18 protein-coding genes are annotated in these 20,997 nt (G+C 36.8%); 13 read left to right on the forward strand and 5 right to left on the reverse strand.

Annotation, left to right across the window (positions count from 1 at the left end; genetic code table 11):
- Positions 1–580: 580 nt before the first annotated feature.
- The 3 genes from infB to rimP form a co-directional block, all read right to left on the reverse strand.
- On the reverse strand, positions 581–3,460 hold the full coding sequence (infB, locus tag NBC122_RS03150; protein WP_133438972.1) for a translation initiation factor IF-2: 2,880 nt from the start codon (positions 3,458–3,460) through the stop codon (positions 581–583).
- A gap of 75 nt (positions 3,461–3,535) precedes the next feature.
- Complete coding sequence (gene nusA / locus NBC122_RS03155; RefSeq protein ID WP_133438973.1) at positions 3,536–4,783, reverse strand: transcription termination factor NusA; 1,248 nt, start codon at positions 4,781–4,783, stop codon at positions 3,536–3,538.
- Positions 4,784–4,889: 106 nt separating this feature from the next.
- Positions 4,890–5,357, reverse strand: coding sequence for a ribosome assembly cofactor RimP (gene rimP, locus NBC122_RS03160; RefSeq protein WP_133441042.1), 468 nt, complete (start codon positions 5,355–5,357; stop codon positions 4,890–4,892).
- A 188-nt stretch (positions 5,358–5,545) separates the two neighbouring features.
- Here rimP and NBC122_RS03165 point away from each other — a divergent pair, with 188 nt between their 5' ends.
- From NBC122_RS03165 to NBC122_RS03195, 7 genes are all read left to right on the forward strand, one after another.
- Positions 5,546–6,856: a UDP-glucose dehydrogenase family protein gene (locus NBC122_RS03165; RefSeq protein WP_133438974.1), complete on the forward strand. Its 1,311-nt coding sequence runs from the start codon at positions 5,546–5,548 to the stop codon at positions 6,854–6,856.
- A gap of 30 nt (positions 6,857–6,886) precedes the next feature.
- Entirely contained in the window at positions 6,887–7,864 is a 978-nt protein-coding gene (locus NBC122_RS03170) for a hypothetical protein (RefSeq protein WP_133438975.1), read from the forward strand.
- Positions 7,865–7,900: 36 nt separating this feature from the next.
- The gene (locus NBC122_RS03175; protein ID WP_133438976.1) at positions 7,901–8,749 is read left to right on the forward strand and encodes an ABC transporter permease; all 849 of its coding nucleotides are present in this window, start codon (positions 7,901–7,903) and stop codon (positions 8,747–8,749) included.
- A gap of 102 nt (positions 8,750–8,851) precedes the next feature.
- Entirely contained in the window at positions 8,852–10,078 is a 1,227-nt protein-coding gene (locus tag NBC122_RS03180) for an ABC transporter ATP-binding protein (protein ID WP_133438977.1), read from the forward strand.
- Positions 10,079–10,090: 12 nt separating this feature from the next.
- A complete protein-coding gene (locus tag NBC122_RS03185) occupies positions 10,091–10,924 on the forward strand; it encodes an FkbM family methyltransferase (protein ID WP_133438978.1) in 834 nt (277 codons plus the stop codon).
- Positions 10,924–11,769, forward strand: coding sequence for a glycosyltransferase (locus NBC122_RS03190; RefSeq protein ID WP_133438979.1), 846 nt, complete (start codon positions 10,924–10,926; stop codon positions 11,767–11,769). The genes NBC122_RS03185 and NBC122_RS03190 overlap by 1 nt, the downstream gene beginning before the upstream one ends.
- Positions 11,735–12,664: a glycosyltransferase gene (locus NBC122_RS03195; protein WP_165983185.1), complete on the forward strand. Its 930-nt coding sequence runs from the start codon at positions 11,735–11,737 to the stop codon at positions 12,662–12,664. The genes NBC122_RS03190 and NBC122_RS03195 overlap by 35 nt, the downstream gene beginning before the upstream one ends.
- Here the strand turns inward: NBC122_RS03195 and NBC122_RS03200 are convergent.
- Positions 12,639–13,508, reverse strand: a complete 870-nt coding sequence (locus tag NBC122_RS03200) for a glycosyltransferase family A protein (RefSeq protein WP_133438981.1) — start codon at positions 13,506–13,508, stop codon at positions 12,639–12,641. The two genes, NBC122_RS03195 and NBC122_RS03200, sit on opposite strands and share 26 nt — an antisense overlap.
- Before the next feature lie 112 nt (positions 13,509–13,620).
- Between NBC122_RS03200 and NBC122_RS03205 the strand changes: the two genes are divergently transcribed.
- On the forward strand, positions 13,621–14,739 hold the full coding sequence (locus NBC122_RS03205; protein WP_133438982.1) for a glycosyltransferase: 1,119 nt from the start codon (positions 13,621–13,623) through the stop codon (positions 14,737–14,739).
- Between the two features lie 53 nt (positions 14,740–14,792).
- On the opposite strand, the gene NBC122_RS03210 is transcribed toward NBC122_RS03205, so the two are convergent.
- Positions 14,793–15,788, reverse strand: coding sequence for a glycosyltransferase (locus NBC122_RS03210; protein WP_133438983.1), 996 nt, complete (start codon positions 15,786–15,788; stop codon positions 14,793–14,795).
- 133 nt (positions 15,789–15,921) lie between these two features.
- Here NBC122_RS03210 and NBC122_RS03215 point away from each other — a divergent pair, with 133 nt between their 5' ends.
- The 5 genes from NBC122_RS03215 to NBC122_RS03235 all read left to right on the forward strand — a co-directional run bounded on the left by NBC122_RS03215 (position 15,922) and on the right by NBC122_RS03235 (position 20,983).
- Positions 15,922–16,743, forward strand: coding sequence for a glycosyltransferase family 2 protein (locus NBC122_RS03215; protein WP_133438984.1), 822 nt, complete (start codon positions 15,922–15,924; stop codon positions 16,741–16,743).
- Between the two features lie 97 nt (positions 16,744–16,840).
- Positions 16,841–17,860 carry a glycosyltransferase family protein gene (locus NBC122_RS03220; RefSeq protein WP_133438985.1) on the forward strand — a complete coding sequence of 340 codons (1,020 nt, stop codon included), beginning with the start codon at positions 16,841–16,843 and terminating at the stop codon, positions 17,858–17,860.
- Between the two features lie 5 nt (positions 17,861–17,865).
- Entirely contained in the window at positions 17,866–19,005 is a 1,140-nt protein-coding gene (locus NBC122_RS03225; protein ID WP_133438986.1) for a glycosyltransferase, read from the forward strand.
- Positions 19,006–19,245: 240 nt separating this feature from the next.
- Entirely contained in the window at positions 19,246–19,806 is a 561-nt protein-coding gene (locus NBC122_RS03230) for an acyltransferase (protein ID WP_133438987.1), read from the forward strand.
- A 4-nt stretch (positions 19,807–19,810) separates the two neighbouring features.
- Positions 19,811–20,983 (forward strand): glycosyltransferase, encoded by a 1,173-nt coding sequence (locus tag NBC122_RS03235; RefSeq protein WP_133438988.1) that lies wholly within the window; start codon positions 19,811–19,813, stop codon positions 20,981–20,983.
- The last annotated feature ends 14 nt before the right edge of the window (positions 20,984–20,997 follow it).

Consider the following 20,997-nt stretch of genomic DNA (forward strand, 5'->3'; position numbering starts at 1 on the left):
TTACATCAAACGCTAATCTATATCCATTCTAAATAATTACCCATCAATAATGTTATTTTGTTGTAAAAAACAATAAAATATTTAGCTTTTCGTTTAAATTTAACACCCATAATAAGACAGCAATGATAAATTGAAAATAACGATTATCAGAAAATCTTATGATCATCCACATTTTAAAAACATTAAATATACAGGAACAGGGATCCTCAAAAAAAATAATATAGTAAAACACAGTACTTTAAATTTTCACAGGATTCTTTTCGGGAGTTGAAAAGCTAACTTTTGACCATAGCCCTTTAACATCATTCTCATGAACTCCTCATGAACTATCCATGAAGTATCCATGAAGCATCTATGGAGCATCCATGAAGCAATATTGTGCGTGACCCGTCCTAAAATAATTATACAGATTAATAGATAAATCCTGATATCACTATTTCAGGGCAAGACACTCGAACCCATTCTGAAATAGCCGATACAAATCATCTAGGCACTTTAGAAGTTTCTTCTTGACCTAAAAATATCTTTCTTAAAACAAAAAAACCTGCTAAGCTAGCAGGTTTTAAATATATTTAAAGAATTACTTTAATTTTTTCTTTACAGAAATCTCTTCGTAAACTTCCAGAATATCGCCAACTTCAATATCATTGTAGCCTTTAATATTCAGACCACATTCGTAGCCTTTGGTTACTTCTTTTACATCGTCTTTGAAACGTTTCAAACTTTCAAGTTCTCCATCGAATTTTACGATACCGTCGCGTAACAAACGAATTTTCGAGTTTCGGGTTACTTTTCCGGTAAGAACCATACATCCTGCAATAGATCCTACTTTCGAAATTTTGAACACTTCACGGATTTCTACGTTCCCGATTACCTGTTCTTTTATTTCTGGTGAAAGCATTCCTTCCATCGCTTCTTTTACCTCGTCAATTGCCTTATAGATAACTGAATAGGTTCTGATCTCGATTTCTTCTTTGTCAGCCAGTTCTTTTGCATTAACACCTGCTCTCACATTAAAGCCGATCATAATTGCATCTGAAGCCGCTGCTAATAAAACATCTGATTCAGTAATCTGACCTACTCCCTGGTGAATAATTTTCACGCTGATTTCCTCGGTAGATAAACTTTGAAGCTGATCTGAAAGTGCTTCTACAGAACCATCCACGTCCCCTTTCAGGATAATGTTCAATTCTTTGAAGTCTCCTAACGCAATACGTCTTCCTAATTCGTCTAACGTTACGTGTTTCTTGGTTCTAACGGATTGCTCACGCTGCAACTGTTCTCTTTTGGTTGCAATTGTTTTGGCTTCCCGTTCATCTGCAAATACCCGGAAACGATCTCCGGCAGTTGGTGCGCCATCTAACCCCAATACCGTAACCGGCATCGATGGTCCTGCCTCTTCCATCGGTTTCCCTCTTTCATCAAGCAATGCTTTTACTTTACCATGATTTTTACCTGCAAGTACATAGTCACCTACTTTCAACGTTCCAGCCTGTACCAGTATTGTGGAAATATATCCTCTACCTTTATCTAAAGAAGCCTCGATTACGACACCACTAGCATTTTTATTTGGGTTGGCTTTTAATTCTAATAATTCCGCCTGCAATAATACTTTCTCTAAAAGAGCGTCCATATTATTACCAAACTTGGCAGATACTTCCTGTGACTGTACATTACCACCCCACTCTTCTACCAGAACATTCATGGCAGAAAGCTGCTGGCGGATGTTGTCTGGGTTAGAGTTTGGCTTGTCCACTTTATTAATAGCAATAATCATTGGAACTCCCGCCGCCTGTGCGTGAGAAATTGCTTCTTTCGTTTGTGGCATCACATCATCATCAGCTGCGATTACGATAATTGCAATATCTGTAACCTGTGCCCCTCTGGCTCTCATCGCGGTAAACGCCTCGTGACCCGGTGTATCTAAGAATGTTATTCTCTGACCATTCTCCAGCTTCACGTTATAAGCACCAATGTGCTGTGTAATTCCACCGGATTCACCAGCGATTACATTTGTTTTTCTGATATAATCGAGTAACGAAGTCTTACCGTGATCTACGTGTCCCATTACGGTAACGATCGGCGCTCGGGTAATCATATCCTCCGCAGTATCGGTATCTTCTTCCAGTGCAGATTCCTCTACATCGGCATCAGAGAATTCAATGTTGTATCCGAATTCGTCAGCAACAAGTAATAAAGTATCAGCTTCTAAACGCTGATTCATGGTTACCATAACTCCCAGTGAGAAACAGGCAGATATTACTTCTGTTGGACTCACGTTCATTAATGAAGCTAATTCACCTACGGTAATAAATTCTGTTATCTTAAGAGTTCTGTCTGCTGCATCGATCTCATCCTGACGCTCATCCTGTTCTCTTCGGTAAACTCTTTTCTCTTTTCTGTATTTGGCTCCTTTATTTTTCCCTGCCTTGCTGGTCAGTTTTTCTAAAGTTTCCTTAATTTGATTTTTAACTTGCTCGTCAGTCAGTTCGACAGGCATTACAGGACCTCTTCTTACAGGACCTCTGTTGGCGCCTCCACCACCCTGATATCCAGGTCGGTTGCCACCACCACCTTGACCAGGCGGACGATTCCCACCCTGACCAGGAGGACGGTTGCCTTGACCTTGTCCAGGAGGGCGATTACCCTGAGTCCCCTGCTGAGTTGCCCCACCAGTAGGATTGGGTTTTTCAATACGCTTTCTTTTCTTCTTGGCAGCGGCTGAATTTGCGGAAGGTTTTGGTTTATTAAACTGTGATAAATCCACGGTTTGTTTCAGGATTTTCACCCCTTCCAATTTTTTATAAACCGTTTCAATTTTATCCGATTCAGGCGGTATTACCGCTTCAGGTTTCGGAGTTTCTACGGCCGGCGGCGCTGGAGTTTCTACCACTGCAGGCACAACGGGTGCTTCCTGTATTTTTTCTACAGGTGCTTTTTCCGTGATGGCCTCTGGTTTTTTGGATTGATCGTTCTTGGACGATCGTGGCTTATGGCCTTCAATTTTCGACAAATCAATTTTATCCAAAACCTTAAATTCCTGTTTTTCAGAAACAGGTGCTTTTTCAGCAACAGGTGCTTTTTCAACCACAGGTTTTGGCTCTTCCGCTGGTGGAGCTGGCTGCTCTTTCTTCACTTCGGATATCTTTTGATCTAAGTCTATTTTACCTAAAATCCGGGTTTCAGGTCTAAGACTTGCTTTGGCTCTTATTACCTCAGGTTGTGATGGCTCGATTTCCAGTTTTTCTTCCGGAACTTTAGCGATCACCACCTCATGAGAAGCTTTTCTCTGTTCCCCGTCTTTGCGGAACTCAGCTTCTAATGCAGAATATGCCGATTCTTCCAATTGAGCGTTCGGGTTACTTTCTACCTCGATTCCTTTGGCATGTAGAAATTCTACAAGTCTTGTCATCGAAATATTAAATTCCTTAACCGCTTTATTTAATCTAATTTTTGGCATGTATACTTTATACTTTTATTTTAATTTTTGGCAAAGTTAACCTATTTTAACTTTAGATACAGTATTTAGAATTTTTTAGTCTTCTAACTCTTCTTTCAGGATGCGTTTTACCTCCGCAATGGTTTCTTCTTCTAAATCTGTTAAATTAACCAACGCGTCGGTTTCTTTATCCAGAACACTTTTTGCGGTATTCAGGCCTACTTTCTGGAACTCGTCGATAATCCACTGTTCGATATCCCCTTCGCCGGATCCTGCGAATTCTCTTAATTCAACATCATCATCTTCACTTGTCTCCCGGTATACATCAATGTCGTAACCGCTTAACCAGGAAGCCAATCTGATGTTTTGACCTTGCTTACCAATGACTCTCGAAATTTCTTCTACCGGTGTATAAACCAATGCATAGTTCGTTTCTTCATTGATCTCAATTTTATTAATGGTAATATTTCCCAAGGCTCTTTTCACCATGATTTCAGGGTTTTTTGACCACTGAATAACATCAATGTTTTCGTTTTTCAACTCGCGGACAACGCCGTGAATTCTGGAGCCTTTTACTCCAACGCAAGCTCCAACCGGGTCGATTCTGTCATCATAAGCATCTACCGCGATTTTCGCTTTTTCACCAGGGATACGGACTACTTTTTTCAAAATAATAGTACCATCCTGGATCTCCGGTATTTCCATTTCCAGTAATTTCTCCAAAAATCTTGGTGCCGTTCTGGAAACGATAATCTGAGGTTTTGAACCTTTAAAATCAACACTTTCTACAATCGCACGAACGCTTTCTCCTTTTTTAAAGAAGTCCGAAGGGATTTGATTTTCTTTTGGCAAGATGAATTCATTTTCTTCATCATCCAACAAAATAACGTGTTTGTGACGAATATGGTGCACTTCACCAATTACGATTTCACCAATTTTATCTCTAAACTGATCGTATAAAACCGCATTATTATGTTCCTGAAGTTTGGTCGCCAAAATTTGTTTCAGCGTAAGAATACTTCTTCTTCCTAATTGTTCGATAGGAATTTCTACGGTAAAATCTTCACCGACGTCAAAAGTTGGATCTATTTTTTTTGCTTCTGAGATTTCTATTTCCAGATCATCATCTTCAGACATTTCGTCTGCTACAATCGTTTTATTTAAAAATATCTGAAAATCTCCTTTATCTGGATTTACAATGACATCAAAATGATCATCAGAATCGAATCTTTTTCTCAGTAAAGTTTTCAATGAGTCTTCGATAATCGCCATCAGATCTATCTTGCTGATGTTTTTGTCTTCTTTGAAATCGCCAAATGCTTCAATCAATGCTAAACCGTCCATTTATCTATGTTTTGTTTAAGGTTTGAAATATAAAGTTTTTACCCTTTAAATTTAATTCAATTTATCATAAAAGAGTGCCTAATTATAAATTATCACTCTTTTGTTTTTAGAACTTTATCGCAACAAGTGCTTTTTTAATATCGGAATAAGGGATCTCTTTTTCTTCAACCACATCTACTTTTCCTTTTCCTATTTCTTTTGGTTTTCGGTATTTCAGAACCAAGGTGATTTTATCTTCCTCCACTTTCGTTAACTCGCCTTCAATTTCCGAAGAATCATTCATTACCAACTCCAGGGATCTGCCAATGTTTTTACGGTATTGCCTTGGCATATTAAGTGGTTCACTTAATCCGGCGCTCATCACTTCCATCGAAAAATCATGTTCATCACGATCCATATTGAATTCAATCGCGCGGCTTGCATCTAAACAGTCCTGAAGCGTCACTCCATGGTCACCATCTAAAATCACCCGAATATGATCGGTCACAGAAAATTTAATATCAATCAAAAAAAGATCTTCTCTTTCTGCTAAAAAATCGTTTAATAGTTGTTCTATTTGCGCTTTAAACTCCATATCTTTCTCAAATACTCTTACGAAAAAAGGCTTTCTTCCGAAGGCCTTTTCATTATAATTTCCGTAAATCTTTTGCAAATATACACATTTTAAATAAAATATCAAAATAATTACATTTTATTGAAAGCGCAATAAACACCAGAGAAACGATTAATTCTTATATTTGCAGCAATAAAAAAACTTGCATTGTGAATATTACGATCGTTGGAACAGGTTATGTAGGCCTGGTTACCGGAACTACTCTGGCAGAATTGGGAAACACGGTTTACTGTGTGGATATCGACGCCAAAAAAGTAGCGCGCATGAAACAGGGAAGCGTTCCTATTTATGAGCCGGGTCTCGAAGAAATGTTCCTTAGAAATATTCAGGCACAACGATTATTTTTCACCACCGACATCAAAGAAGCCCTTGACAAAAGCGAAGTCATTTATCTTGCTTTACCGACTCCACCGGGAGAAGACGGCTCTGCCGATCTTTCTTATGTGATTTCTGTAGCCAACCAAATTGGCGAAATGATGACGGACTACAAAGTGATCGTGAATAAATCTACCGTTCCGGTGGGGACTGCGGATAAAGTTCGCGAAACCATTGCTGCTAAAACAAAAATACCATTCGATGTGGTTTCTAATCCTGAATTTCTCCGGGAAGGATTTGCCGTAGAAGATTCTATGAATCCTGCGCGCGTGATCGTAGGAAGTGAATCTGAGAAAGCCCAGGAAGTGATGGCAAAGATTTATCAACCATTTACCAATACCGGAATTCCTATTATTTTCATGGATGAAAAATCTTCGGAATTAACCAAATATGCCGCGAATTCTTTTTTGGCCGTAAAGATTACTTTCATGAATGAAATCGCCAACTATTGCGAAAAAGTAGGTGCCGATGTCGACAAAGTCCGTTTAGGAATGGGTTCTGATGACCGGATCGGGCATCGGTTTCTCTTCCCGGGAATCGGTTATGGCGGAAGTTGTTTTCCGAAAGATGTGAAAGCACTCATCAAATCCGGAAAACAGGAAGGCTTTGATTTCCAGATTTTAGAAGCAACGGAAGAAGTGAATCAGAATCAAAAAATAATTCTGGTTTCTGAAATTGAAAAGTATTTTAAAGGAAATATAGAAGGAAAGAAAATTGCACTCTGGGGGCTGGCTTTTAAAGCGAATACCGACGATATCCGGGAAGCATCTTCTTTAGACAACATCAAAATTCTTCTGGAAAAAGGTGCCGAAATCACCGCTTACGATTCTATTGCCGAAGATAATGTACGCCAGGTTCTTGGAGATCAAATTTCTTATGCTAAAGATATGTACTCCGCTCTGGAAGGGGCAGACTGTCTTTTGATCGCTACAGAATGGAGTGAATTCAAAAACCCCAACTTCGAACTGATGGCGCAGAAGATGAAAAACAAAGCGATCTTCGACGGCCGGAATATGTTTGCCCTGGAACAGGTGGAAGATAAAGGGTTTTTCTACAAATCGATCGGTAGAAAAACTTTAAGATAAAGTTTTTTAAAAAATATAAAGCAATCCAATTTGAAATTAAATTTATTTTCAAAAATTATATTTGCAGTTCTGTTGGCTTTCACGGTTAACAGTTTTGTGTATTTTGGATTCGCGAATATCTACTCTTCCAAAATTTTTACTTATCCGAGTTTTCAGGAACAGTTTCATTCCGGAATTTATCAGTACAGGATTTTAAGCGGTTATTTTTTAATTTGGATTTATGATTTTTTATCCATTTTAAATATTGATTACAAAATATTAAAGTTAAAATTTCTGAGCGCCAATTCTGAACCGCAAATGTATCTGTCCTTTTACCTTCTCAACACTTTCTTTATTATGTTATCGGCAATTATATTAACTTTAATTACCGAATCCAAAAACTTTATCGCGACCAACTCTGAAAAGATCCTCATCACTTCGGTGGCGATATTCAGCATTGCTTTATCTCAATTCGTGGTGGTTCCGTACGATATCCCGAGTTACTTTTTTATATTGCTTTTCTTTTATTGCTTCATTGGGTATTTAGAAAAACAATCCGTTTCAAAATTAATCCTTTTAAGTGCGGTCATCATTATTTCTACTTTTAACAGAGAATCTTCAGCGTTGTCCCTTTCATTGGCCGCCACCTTATTATATGCAAAGTTTGGGATGAAAAAAGAAACCTTTTTGCCAGTTATCGTTTTGGGAACCGCATTCCTCAGCGTTTATTCCGGACTCAGATTGATGAGTGACAATTTCACGACGAACGATGGCAATTTATTTGTTCAGAATTTCACGCAGCCTAAAAACATTTTAGGATTATTATTTTGGCTGGTGTTTTTTACACTTCCCTTGGTACTGGCCAAAGATCAAAAAACGGTAAAGCTGATTCTTGTGTTCCATTTACTTTCTGTACCGTACTTGCTATTGTGTTTCTACACGGGAATATTATATGAAATCCGCTTATATATTCCACTTTTGATAACATCTTTATCATTAAGCAGGACAGAACTTACTGGAATTCATTAATTTATCTTATTTTTGATAAAAATTTATCAAACACAAATGAGCGAAAATCAACAGCAATGGACGGAAACTATTGAATCCAGCCACTCTTTATTCGACCTGAAGCTTGCGGAAGTTTGGCGGTACAAAGATTTGGTGTATATGTTTGTGAAAAGAGATTTCATCTCAAGTTTTAAGCAAACGGTTTTGGGACCGGTTTGGTTTTTCATCAATCCTATATTTACCACGGCTGTCTATTTAATCGTTTTCGGAAATATTGCCAATCTTTCTACCGATGGCGCTCCCAAAATTTTATTCTATCTGGCGGGAGTCACCCTTTGGAACTATTTTTCAGCCTGTTTAACGGGAACCTCCAATGTATTTACCGGCAACGCCGCCATCTTTGGCAAAGTGTATTTCCCCAGACTGGTGATGCCTTTATCGATTGTGATTTCAAACCTTATGCGTTTTGGGGTGCAGATGTTACTTTTTATCGGTGCATTTTTATATTTTTATTTTAAAGAGGAAGTTCACCCGAATATCTGGATTTTAGCGACGCCGTTTTTAATTGTACTAATGGCTGCATTTGCATTGGGAATGGGAATGATTTTTTCTTCTTTGACCACCAAATACCGGGATATACAAATGTTATTGAGTTTTGGCGTAAGTTTATTTATGTACGTGACTCCTGTAATTTATCCGCTTTCGGCTCTTCCTGAAAAATTGAGAACAATTGCTTATTACAATCCGCTTTCCGGGATTTTCGAATGTTTCAAATATGCCTGGTTAGGCGTAGGCGATTTCTCCGCGTGGATGCTGGTCATCAGTACCGTTATTATTTTTATTTTACTGGCAATCGGCACCGTTGTCTTTAATAAAGTCGAAAAAAGTTTTATGGATACCGTTTAAAAGACCCAAGTAAAAAGTAAAAAGAGCCAAGTAAAGATTGTGAGGAAAACACGTCATAATTACATCAATAGTTTTTAAAGAAAATTTATTAAAGAACACAAGATGCTCGCATTAAAGGCAGAAAACATATCAAAACAATACCGGCTCGGACAGGTGGGAACGGGAACTTTATCCCACGACCTCAACCGTTTCTGGCATCAGATCCGTGGAAAAGAAGATCCCTATTTAAAAATCGGTGAAGCCAATGACCGTGCTTCCAAAGGAGTAAGCGATTATGTCTGGTCTTTGCGGGATATTAATTTTGAAATCGAACAGGGCGACGCCGTGGGAATTATTGGCCGGAACGGCGCAGGAAAATCAACTTTATTAAAGCTGTTAAGTAAAGTCACCAAACCGACCACAGGGAAAATTTTCACCAACGGCAGAATTGCTTCTTTATTAGAAGTCGGCACAGGATTTCACCCGGAAATGACGGGCCGCGAAAACATTTATTTAAACGGCGCAATTCTGGGAATGACCCGAAAAGAGATTAGACGCAAATTTGATGAGATCGTTGATTTCTCCGGCGTTGAAAGATATATCGACACGCCTGTAAAAAGATATTCATCTGGAATGTATGTTCGTTTGGCTTTTGCGGTCGCTGCTCATTTGGAGTCCGAAATCCTGATTGTCGATGAAGTATTGGCGGTGGGTGATGCAGAATTCCAGAAAAAATGTTTGGGAAAAATGGGCGATGTGAGCAAAGGGGAAGGCCGAACGGTTTTGTTTGTGAGTCATGACCTCAACGCGGTTTCTCAAATCTGCAAAACCGGCATTTTACTAAATCAAGGTTTGGTTGAATACAAAGGAAATATAAGAGAAACGGTGACTACTTACCTTAATGCTGACAATGATGACGTTATCTATCTGAATAACAAAAACAATTCGGGCAAGAAAATGTTCATCAAAGAAATTCTGGTAACGAAGGACAATGGAGCGGTCAGCAAACAATATCTATACAATGAACCCATCCATTTTAAATTTCAGATCGGCATTAATGAAAATGTAACGAACTGCAGTTTTTTCGTTACGATACTGGACTCGAGAAAACGAAGGGTATTTTCCTGCGAGCGGGAATCTGTAAATGATTTAATGACGCTAACAATTGAACCGAATACTTTAGTGCGAGGAAAATATTCCATCCACGCATTTATTAACCAGCCGAAAATTGCTCAGCTCGATGTGGCGGAAGATGTTTGTAAATTTGTAGTCACCGATCCGGATTCCTATTTATCAAAACATGGTGAATATGATTATGGGGCGGTTTTCGGTAGATATTCCTGGAAATAAAAACCACAATTCATGATTAATTTATTAAAAAAAGTCTATCGTCTTAACAAAAGAGCTTTTAATGAATACAAAAGCAAGGACTTGTTGCACCCTAAGACAGGAATATCCGAGAGAGAGCGTAAGCGCCTGCAAAATTATCCTCCATTTACAGAAGGAAAAGTAAATCTTTTTGGAAAGCCGATTTATTTTACTGATGCCGCCGGATTTCTTCATTCCCTGGATGAAATTTTCGCAGACGAAATTTATAAATTCACTACGGATAGAGATGATCCATATATCATCGATTGTGGCGCAAACATGGGTCTCAGCATTTTATATTTCAAGAAATTGCACCCAAAATCCAAGATCATCGGTTTTGAACCAGACGAAAACACTTTTGACGTTCTTCAGAAAAACACACTTGAATATAGTGATTCTGTGAAAACACATAAGGAAGCTGTCTGGACTGAAAATACAGAACTGACTTTTTTTTCAGAAGGCTCACTCGCCGGATCTACAGTGGTTGACTTTTCAAATAAAAATGACACTAAAAAAGTAAGGGCAATTGATTTCAAAAAGTATTTAGATCAAAAAATCGACTTTCTGAAAATTGATATTGAGGGAGCCGAAAACCAGTTAATTTTTGATATTAAAGACCATTTAGTCAATGTGAACAAAATGTTTTTAGAATATCATGGCATCATCGGTGAAACCCAAAATTTAGGAAATATACTAAACTTGCTAACTGATGAGGGTTTTGAATACTACATCCGTTTAGCGGGAGAAACGATTAATTATCCTTTTTGTGATGAGAAACCTGTGAGTTTCAATCAGCAGCTAAACATACTCTGTTACCGGAAAAAATAATGATTTCAATAATAATCTCTTCATACAGACCCAACTGCTTTAGCGATGTAGAAAAAAACATCGCAGCGACTTGCGGGGTTACCTATGAACTTATAAAGATTAATAATCCTGGGATTATGGGAACCTCCGAAGCATATAATAAAGGGGCTCTTGAAGCCAGATATGATATATTGCTTTTTATTCATGAGGATATTAAATTTATGACTCCCAATTGGGGCAGACTGCTTATAAACCATCATCTGCTAGAAAAAGCTGGAGTGATAGGATTAGCTGGTGGAATATACGTCCCTTCGGCACCTGGGGGATGGTTCACGGATAACGAACATGCATTGATCAATATAATCCAGGGTGAAAAAGATGGCCCTAAAAAGAAGATACAGACGTTTTCTGAGGTTCAAAAAGCTTTTGCACTAGACGGAGTTTTCCTGAGTATTAAAAAACAAATCTTTGCACAATACAAATTTGATGAACATCTTAAAGGACATCATGGATATGACACAGAAATCACTCTTAGAATTGCAAAAAGATATTTCAATTATGTTATTTCTGATATTTTAATAGAACACTATTCCGCTGGAAAACCCGATTTGGAATGGAATAAAGCAAATATTTATATCCGAAAAAAATTAGGCTCAAATTTTCATAAGGAATCCAATGATGAACTTGAATTAACGTTATTCGTAAATTACCTCCATCAGTATTTTAGTCAAAATAGAATTAATCTAATTTCCATTTTAGAAACATTCCAATTTTTCCCGATCCGAACCAGTTTCAGAACAAAAAAGATTATTTTGAATAAATACTATAATTTTGTTAAGTTTCGAAATTCTTACCACCGTGAATAATTTAGCGATCATCATCCCTTTCTACAAGAAAAAGTATTTTGAAAAAACTTTGAAGTCTTTGGTTAACCAGTCAGAGAGAAATTTCTCAGTATATATTGGGAATGATAACAGCCCGGATGATATAGAAGATTTATTAAGTGAGTACGCTGACCAATTAAATTTTAAATATAAAAAATTCAGTCAAAACTTAGGAGCAGATTATCTTACGCTCCAGTGGGATCGGTGCATTGCACTTTCTGATAAAGAAGAATGGATCATGATTCTGGGAGATGATGATGTTTTGGGTGGTAACTTCGTGGAAGAATTTTACAGTCATCTGGATCGTGTAGAAACTTCTAAAATTAAAGTCATCAGATACGCCTCTCAACTTATCGACGAAGCTGACAGAAAGACATCGGAAATCTATTACAATCCCGAATTGGAAAAGGCCGGAACATCTTATATCAGAACATTAAAAGGTAAAGGACGAAGCACTCTTTCCGAACATATTTTTGCGCGCTCCGCTTATGACAAACACGGTTTCAAACATTTTCCTGTCGCTTTTGGCAGTGACAATGTTGCCTGGCTGGAATTTCCCGATATGGAAAACATATATAGCATTAATACCGCGGTCGTGAGCGTCCGGATTTCAAAAGAGCATCTATCTTCCCGTGAAGACAATGGTTTGAAGTATAAAAGAAGAGAGGGAATTTATCTCTTCAACCGGTATATTATCGAAAATTATGCGCTTTTTTTTACTAAAGAAGAGAAGTTTTTAATTCTTAAAAAAGCGTACAGAAATTTAAGATTTGCCACCCGTAATAAACTCAAAACTTTTGAATTTCTATTTTTCATGTTTAGAAAAATCGGTTGGAAGACGGTAGATATTATCAAAAACAACCGGTATAAAGATTAAGTTTTTTCATCAGTTTACTTTTAAAAACTTTAAAAGTCCATTTCAGGTGTATTCCTTCCAGTTTTTCCCACCAGGGAATGTTTTTATTTTTCAAAGCGATATCCCAATAATTATTAGCCAACTCTTCCTTTTCCTCACAGGCCTTTGCTGCATTAAGTTTAGTGTTAAAAGAAAGCATCGCATATCTAGGGTTTTCCATTAATCTTTGATACAGATTCTGACTTAAACCGTCTTCCCGATATTCTCCAAAAGCCAAAATATAATCCGTAAAAAGAATATTATGGTTTTTAATAATCGGTATGAGCTGCACGCTTTCCTGACAAAATTTTTCATTCTCAAAAACAGGAAATGGATATTTTTTAATGACCTCCATTTTCAAAACGTAAACCATTTCCCCGGCAAAACTCCATTTATAGCTATTATAGTGTGTCCACCGTTTGCTGCCAAATTCTTTATTTTCACCGACCCTATCTTCGGGCGCATGAATAAAAGTAAAGCCACCAAACTCTTTACCTTCTGCCTCCTCAGATAATTTCTGGCAAATTTCCAGGCAATTGCTGCTTACAAAATCATCGCTGTCAATGGGCAGATACCATTTTCCCAGTGCGTTTTGCAGGGCCGTATTAATTGCAATATGTTTTCCCTGATTCTTTTGTTTGATATAACGAACAGGAAAATCTGCGGCAGTAATAAAATGCGAAACCAACTCTTCTGTACCGTCAGTTGACCCATCATCAACAATCAGCCATTCAAAATTACGAACGGTTTGTTTCGATAAACTTTGAAAGAGACGGTCAAGTAAGTAACTTCTATTGTAAGTTGGGGTAAAAACAGTAAACAACATCTGTGTTTTATAATTGAACCAAAATTACATAATAATATTACAAATCATTAAAACTAACTCCAAAAAACACCATTATCCCTAAAAATTGTAACTTTCAGCATAATTTCCATTCATGAAGAAAAAAATACTTTTTGAAGTCGATATTAAAGACTGGGCTTTCTATTTTATGGTGAAATCATGGTCGTCAAAATTGGCCGGTGAATACGACTGTTACTACGTTTGTAATGACATTTACCGCATTAAAGAACTGCCGAAAATGAGCCGGATTAAGATTGCTCTTCTGAATACCATTTCTAAAATCCGCTTTAAAATATACCGAACATTTTCTAATCAGAATAAAAAAGTTCAGTTTATCGATTCTTCCGGAAATTACTCTTTTCCAAAATATACAAAACCGCTCGTAACGCCTTTTAGTGACGAGACAAAAAAGGTTGAAATCTTAAATTTCGATTATCTGGTTTCGATGGCGTATTTTTTTCAGTACGTTGCAGAAATCCCATTTAAAGGCAGAAAAAATCTGATTGGGATTTTTAATGATTCCTTTCCTCATCTCGGACCCGAAAACGATTTAAAAACTAAAACTCACGTCAATTCTCTTTCCCGGGAAGCGTTTTTTAATAAATACTTAAAGTCGTACGATTTTCTTTTACTTGCCAATGACAATCTCATTCGCGCTTATCAGGAATATACTGAAAATTTAGAGTTCGCTCTGGGTATTTACAAAGAAGAATTTTTTGGTAGAACTAAAATTAAAAGTGAAGTATTTACGTTAGGCTGGACCGGAAATCCGCACCGGGTTGTAAAGGGTTTTTTTGAAGTCATCGAACCTGCCGTAAAAAAAGTTCTCGAAACCGGCAGAAAAGTTCGGTTAAAAACTTCTTTCAATGCATCTTACGAAGAAATGATCGAATTCTATAACGATGTGGATCTTGCCGTTATTGCATCGAGTGGCGATGGTGCTCCTACGATGTTTTGTGAAGCGAGTCTTTCAGATATTCCGTCCGTATCCACATTTATCGGACTGCCATCGATGGTGATCCAGGATAAAGTGAACGGCCTTTTTATCAATCGTGATATTGATGAAATGGCAAATGCAATTATTTACCTTTACGATAATCGGGATATTCTGGAAGGTTTTTCAAAAAGAATTAAAAAGGATTATCTGAACATCATGAGTAATGAGAAAAATATTGCCAAAATCAGAAAAGTGTTGCAGAAATTAGAAAGTTGAGAAGTGTTATTCATAAAAATGGACAAGAATATATTGCTAAATCTATTTTTAATTTACCGTTCATAACGCCATTTAAAAACCATAAATCCCAACTCAGTAGGAAGTTGATTGAACAAATTCAGTTTCTTCGAACTACTGGGATAGTCTGCTGATAAATAATCGCGCAAAGAAAGGCTTGAAAGCATTTTATAGTTCTTATAACTCTCTTTCCAAAGTTCTTTATTTTTCTGTGCCTTCCAATTCATCTGAAGCGTTAAGGATTTGTAATGAATCAAATACTTAAGGATTAAATTTTTCCTGGCTCTGTTGGTTTCTTTCTTATACTCATCATCGATGTACCGGCCGATGGTAAACCAATTATCAAAGTTTCGCTTATCCCGGTTATGGATTACAGACTTATCATGTAAATAATAAGTGTAGGTCGTATCCTTTTGAAAAGCTACTGAATTTAATTTTAAAGTGAGCTGAAAGGTCCAAAGTTCATCTTGCGCGAATAACCCAGGCACGAAGTAAATTTTTTCCTTCTGCAAATACCTTACAATAAACAGTTTATTGACCGCTGAACTTAATATTTTACCCTCAGCGAATGCTTCAAATACCTTCTCGTTTCCGACGATGGTTTCTAAGTGATTCAACCGGCCCATGCAGAAATGATGATGGCCGGTTTTAAACTGCTTACATTCGATTTGCGAAACGACCATTTCTGCTCCGGTACGTTCTCCAACCTCTACCAGTTTCATGATGCAATCAGGCGAGATGGTGTCATCACTGTCCAAAAAAAACAGATATTTGCCCTTTGCGGTATCAATACCTTTGTTTCTTACAACTGATAAACCCGAATTTCTTTCTAAGTGAATAATCTTCCATGTTTCAAGTTGGTGTTCTGCAATAAAACCCTCTGCAATCTGTACGCTGTTATCAGGAGTATTGTCATTGATCAAAGTCACTTCGATATCAGAGTAAGTCTGTGCCAGAACTGAATCCAGACATCCTTCCAGAAAATCGGCACAATTATAAAGCGGGATGGATATTGTGACTAAAGGATTCATCAATTTCATTTTTTCAAAAATACTTAATAATTCTTAAATTCATATCTTTGAAATACTGAAAAAAAGGAACGCAAATACAATACTGCTTCATTTTTTTTGAAATTGGCAGATATTCTATATTTAAAAACCAGATATGTTATTCTCCATACTTGTAGCGCATTATAATAATTTTGAGTATTTCAAAGATTTCTATAAAAACGTTCTTTGTCAGACTTATCAGAATTTTGAAATCATCATTGTTGATGATCAATCCACCGATAATTCATTAGAAAAGCTAAAGAAGTATACCGCTGAAGATCCGAGAGTGAAAATTTTCGAAAACGAAACCAATAAAGGGGTTGGCTTTACAAAAAGAAAATGTGTAGCAATGGCCAGTGGCGAAATATGCGGCTTTATAGATCCTGACGATGCGGTAACAGAAAACGCGCTGGAATTAAGTATTAAAAGTTACCTGGACAATCCCAAAATTGTAGGAACCTATTCACAAATTATGTTGTGCGATCACTTGCTTCGTCCACAAAGGGTGTATGCAAGAAGCAGAAAGGTGATCAATGGAAACCCACTTTTCTTTAACATAAATAATGAAATTTCCCATTTTTTCACTTTCCGCAAAGAATCTTATCTTAAAACGGCTGGCATCAATCCAAATCTTACAGCTTCTGAAGATTTTGATCTGTATTTAAAAATGTACGAAGTTGGTGATTTGACTTATATTCCTAAACCTTTATATTTTTACAGATTACACGATAAAGGAATTTCCCAGGACAAATCCAAAACGGAAAAAGTTCACAAAAACTGGAATGAGATGTTAAAGGAGGCTTGTAAAAGAAGGAATATTAAAAAAATTGGAAATATTATTTTAACAGAAAACAGTGATTTATCAAAAATTATATTTGAAAAAGAAAACACATTTGCCGCTAAAGTGCAGAGAAAAATAACCGCGTTTTTACAGTGACCATTTTCATTTTAACTTTAATTAAATATCTACCGTCCAGTATTGATTATTGCGTTACTTTTATTAATTATATTCGCCTAAATATTCATCATCACAAATGATAACCATCCTCATCAAATCCTTTAACCGCCCGTTTTATCTGGACCGTTGTTTATCCAGCATTCATCGGTTTGTGAAGGGGAATTATAAAGTGAACATTCTGGATGATGGAACGCCCGAGAAATATTTGAATAAAATTAAAGAGAAATATCCCGAAGTAAACATTCAACGATCCGGGCAATACCATCAAAAAGTTAAGATAATTCAGGAAAATTTAGAAACCGGAAAAGAAATAGATGGTTTTCAGATTCCCACTCAATTGTGGATCGATGCCGTAAAAAATGCGACCGATTTCGTTTTGGTTACCGAAGATGATGTTTGGTTTACAAAGCCAGTTGATCTGGAAGAAATAACGACTCAGATGAAAACACATGAAACCGCTTTGGTAAAACTGGGCTGGCATGGAAATACTGATGCTTTTAAAAAACTGGATACATCGATGATATCAGAACATTTAAACCGCTCCTATCCGAAAAAACTATTCACGTCCAACCGCTGGGTGATGGATTTGTTCATGCACAATAAATTCAAATTTTTCTCCCTCCTGTATCGGTTAGGTTTAGTAGACCACTTTACCCAACAAAAATATTGGCACCTGAATTCTATTTTGATGGGAGTCTGGCAAAAAGACTATTGGTTATATGTTTGGAAAGATGTTCAGGGAAGAGTCGACGAGAAAATGCAGTTGCGAAATGCGGCGGTGTGGTTTCATGAACATAAAAAGAACCTCAACATGGTTGCGATGAGCCGGGAAGAATGTATGAAAACAACCTTTCAATCATCGGCAACGAACTCTTACCACAAATCTGATTGTGATTTTGATGTCAATTACTTTAATCACTTAATAAACGAAGCCTGGCTTAATGAATCTTTTGATGTGATGCAAAATTTCCCGCAGGATATCAGTTTAAGTTACTTTGAGAAATTTTTAGATAAAAAAATCAATCGAGAAGAATTTCGAAAGTGGGTTGCACAATTTAAAGATCTATACCGAAGCTTAGGGGCGACCGTAGACTAAACCGAATGGAACAGAATATACCTAAAAAGAAAATTTTATTTCGCCACCGTTCATTGGAGATGGGTGGAATCGAGAATGTATTGCTTGCCATTTTAAATCATCTGGATCAGTCAAAATATGAAATTACTTTATTGTTAAACTATAAACAGGGCGAATTTCTGGATAGAGTTCCTGAAGGAATTAGGGTTTTGAGTATTGGAAAAGGCACCCAAAATTTCTCTAAAAACACAACTATTTACTTATTGCAAAAGAGTTTGCGAAGATTAAAGTATTTCCGGTTTCAAAAAAACCCAAAAGCATTTTACAGAAAACATCAACTTTTAAATTTAGATTTTGAAGTAGCGTTCAGTCATTATATGTTTGATGATATTTTGAACAGTCCGAATCTGAAAAGCAAAAAGATATTTTGGTTTCATGGTGATTTAAGAAATTCCGGCTTTACCGTTGCAGAAAACAACCGGTTCGTGCAGCAAATGGCGCAATTTGATACAGGTGTTTTTGTTTCTCACTTTTCTAAAAACAGTATCGAAAAGACTTGGGGCGTTGTTTTAAATAATTCACAGGTCATTTATAATCTGATGCTAATAAATGAAATCCTGGAAAAATCACAGCAGACTCAACAGGATTTCGGTAAAATTGATTTCGTTTCTGTTGGTCGATTGTTTCATCAAAAAGGCTTTAAAGATTTACTATCGGCACACATTCGCCTCATAGAAGAAGGATATCCTATTAAAACATTATTGATTGGTGAGGGGAATCAGCGGGCAGAGTTAGAAAAAATAATTCAAGATCATAACGTGGCAGATAGTTTTATTTTGGGTGGATATCAACAAAATCCCTATTTCTATATCAAAACAGCATTCTGTTTTATTTTACCTTCTTATAGTGAAGGATACGGCCTTGTAGTCGCAGAAGCACTGTTGCTCGACACTTATGTATTATCTACAAACGTAGGGGGAATTCCGGAAATTATAGCATCTGAGGATCACGGGGCATTATTTTTACCCGGACCTGAGAATGTTTACACCGCAATGAAAAAAGTTTTAAATGAGAAAGAGTCTGTTGGTGGGAAAAGCAACTCTAAACAAAAAACAATCAAAAGAAATCAAAACACTTATGATCAATTAAATGATCTTTTTAAATAATCATAAGTTGCCTTATTCATCATACTTATCACGATTACACGTTGAATGAGTTTGGTTTTTCCCGCAAATATCCTAAAGTTTTCAATTTTCTCATCAAAGCATTTTCGTATTAATATTTTCGGTGCCCATCTTGTAAAAATTCATAAAGCGTACATCTAAACTAATATTTTCTAAAATTTCCAAATTATATTATTCCCAAAAAAACGGAGTATATTTGCTATGGCAGCAAAAAACTAACAGATGAATTTACTCTACCGAATTATTCTAAAAGCTGAAGACATTTTTAAAAGACTTCGTGACAAAGCCTATATCGAAATCTGCAAATCCCGTGGATTGAAAGTCGGCAAAGACGTAATTTTTATCGAAGCTCCAAAATTCGGGTCAGAACCGTATTTAATAGAAATCGGTGACCGCACAAAAATCACTGCAAACTGTACTTTCATCAATCATGATGGCGCAATGTACGTGATCCGCTCCATGGAAAAATACCGGGATGCCCGAAATTTCGGACGAATAAAAATTGGTAAAAACTGCTTTATTGGAAACAATTGCACGATTCTTCCCGGCGTTGAAATGGCCGACAATTGTATTTTGGGCGCCGGTTCAGTTTTGAATTCATCAACTCCACCGAACTCGGTTTTTGCTGGAGTTCCGGCAAAATTCATTTGCACTGTTGAAGAATACGGTGATAAAGCTTTGAAAAACAATGTGATTTACGCGAGAGAACTGGAAAATATCCGTCCAAATTTAGATGCTTATATTAAAGAAAATTTACCGCATACGTACAAACCAGTAAAATAATTCTGTGGCTGCAAAAAAGAAAATCCTCATCAGAATTGGCTCTCTCCGTCACGGGGGCGCAGAAAAAGTACTGGTGACTTTGCTGAAAAATCTACCGAAGGATCAATATGAAATCGATCTTTTATTAAATTTACATTCAGGAAAATATCTCGCCGAAGTCCCAAGCTGGATTACTGTTTTGTATCTGAACAAAGGTGAAATGATTACCACCAACCGACTTCAGGATTTACCGGTGAAAGCTTTTCGGGTTTTGTATCAAAAGGTTTTGAAAATGTTTCCTAAAATTTTTTACCAATTTATTTTAAAAGGGAAAAAATACGATATTGAGTTTGCAGCCATTCATGGAATGCGCGATGAGATTTTGAATTCTCCTTTAAAATCATCAAAGAAAATTATTTGGATTCATAATGATTTAAAGAAAACCGAATTCCATCACTATACCGATGAAGAAATCCGGAAGTTTTTCGGCTTCGATAAAATCATGGTCATTTCTGAAAAAATACAGCACGATTTCGGAAATTTAGCGGCGACAGAAAAAGAAAAACAGAAAATTGTCAGAATTTATAATCCTTTAGATACTGAAGAAATTTTGGTGAAGTCAAAAGCTGGAAGCTGGAAGCTGGAAGTTGGAAGTCGGAACTTGAAAGATGAAATTCCTGTTTTTATTTCGGTAGGAACCGTTTTTCCGCAGAAAGGATTTGACCGGTTGCTGAAAGTTCACAAACGACTTTTGGATGAAGGATTTAGTCACAAAATTCTCATTCTGGGCGATGGTTATGATTTTGAAAACATCAAAAAACTAAAAGAAGAACTAGGCGTTTCTGAAACCGCTACTCTTTTGGGGTTTACCGATAATCCTTATCCTTATTTTAAAGAGGCTGATTATTATATTTTAAGCTCGAGATATGAAGGTTTCCCGACGGTTTTGTTTGAAGCCATTACTTTAAAAAAGAAAATTATTGCGACAGACGTTTCCGGTGTCCGGGAAATGCTGGAAGACGGGAAACTGGGCTTAATCGTAGATAATTCGGAAGATGGAATTTATGACGGCATGAAAAAAGCACTTCAGAACCCTGAAGATTTTAAGGCGTATTCTGCACAACTGGAAAATTATGAAATGCCGTTCAACTTAGAAAATTCGATCAATGCAATCATCAGAATTATGGATGAATTATAAATCTTTTATCTTTG

Source organism: Chryseobacterium salivictor, from assembly GCF_004359195.1.
Classification (GTDB): domain Bacteria; phylum Bacteroidota; class Bacteroidia; order Flavobacteriales; family Weeksellaceae; genus Kaistella; species Kaistella salivictor.

Coding starts and splice junctions, on each gene's coding strand:
- infB (WP_133438972.1), bottom strand. CDS start 3,460: ATGCCAAAAATTAGATTAAATAAAGCGGTTAAGGAATTTAATATTTCG.
- nusA (WP_133438973.1), bottom strand. CDS start 4,783: ATGGACGGTTTAGCATTGATTGAAGCATTTGGCGATTTCAAAGAAGAC.
- rimP (WP_133441042.1), bottom strand. CDS start 5,357: ATGGAGTTTAAAGCGCAAATAGAACAACTATTAAACGATTTTTTAGCA.
- NBC122_RS03175 (WP_133438976.1), top strand. CDS start 7,901: ATGAGCGAAAATCAACAGCAATGGACGGAAACTATTGAATCCAGCCAC.
- NBC122_RS03180 (WP_133438977.1), top strand. CDS start 8,852: ATGCTCGCATTAAAGGCAGAAAACATATCAAAACAATACCGGCTCGGA.
- NBC122_RS03185 (WP_133438978.1), top strand. CDS start 10,091: ATGATTAATTTATTAAAAAAAGTCTATCGTCTTAACAAAAGAGCTTTT.
- NBC122_RS03190 (WP_133438979.1), top strand. CDS start 10,924: ATGATTTCAATAATAATCTCTTCATACAGACCCAACTGCTTTAGCGAT.
- NBC122_RS03200 (WP_133438981.1), bottom strand. CDS start 13,508: ATGTTGTTTACTGTTTTTACCCCAACTTACAATAGAAGTTACTTACTT.
- NBC122_RS03205 (WP_133438982.1), top strand. CDS start 13,621: ATGAAGAAAAAAATACTTTTTGAAGTCGATATTAAAGACTGGGCTTTC.
- NBC122_RS03210 (WP_133438983.1), bottom strand. CDS start 15,788: ATGAATCCTTTAGTCACAATATCCATCCCGCTTTATAATTGTGCCGAT.
- NBC122_RS03215 (WP_133438984.1), top strand. CDS start 15,922: ATGTTATTCTCCATACTTGTAGCGCATTATAATAATTTTGAGTATTTC.
- NBC122_RS03220 (WP_133438985.1), top strand. CDS start 16,841: ATGATAACCATCCTCATCAAATCCTTTAACCGCCCGTTTTATCTGGAC.
- NBC122_RS03225 (WP_133438986.1), top strand. CDS start 17,866: ATGGAACAGAATATACCTAAAAAGAAAATTTTATTTCGCCACCGTTCA.
- NBC122_RS03230 (WP_133438987.1), top strand. CDS start 19,246: ATGAATTTACTCTACCGAATTATTCTAAAAGCTGAAGACATTTTTAAA.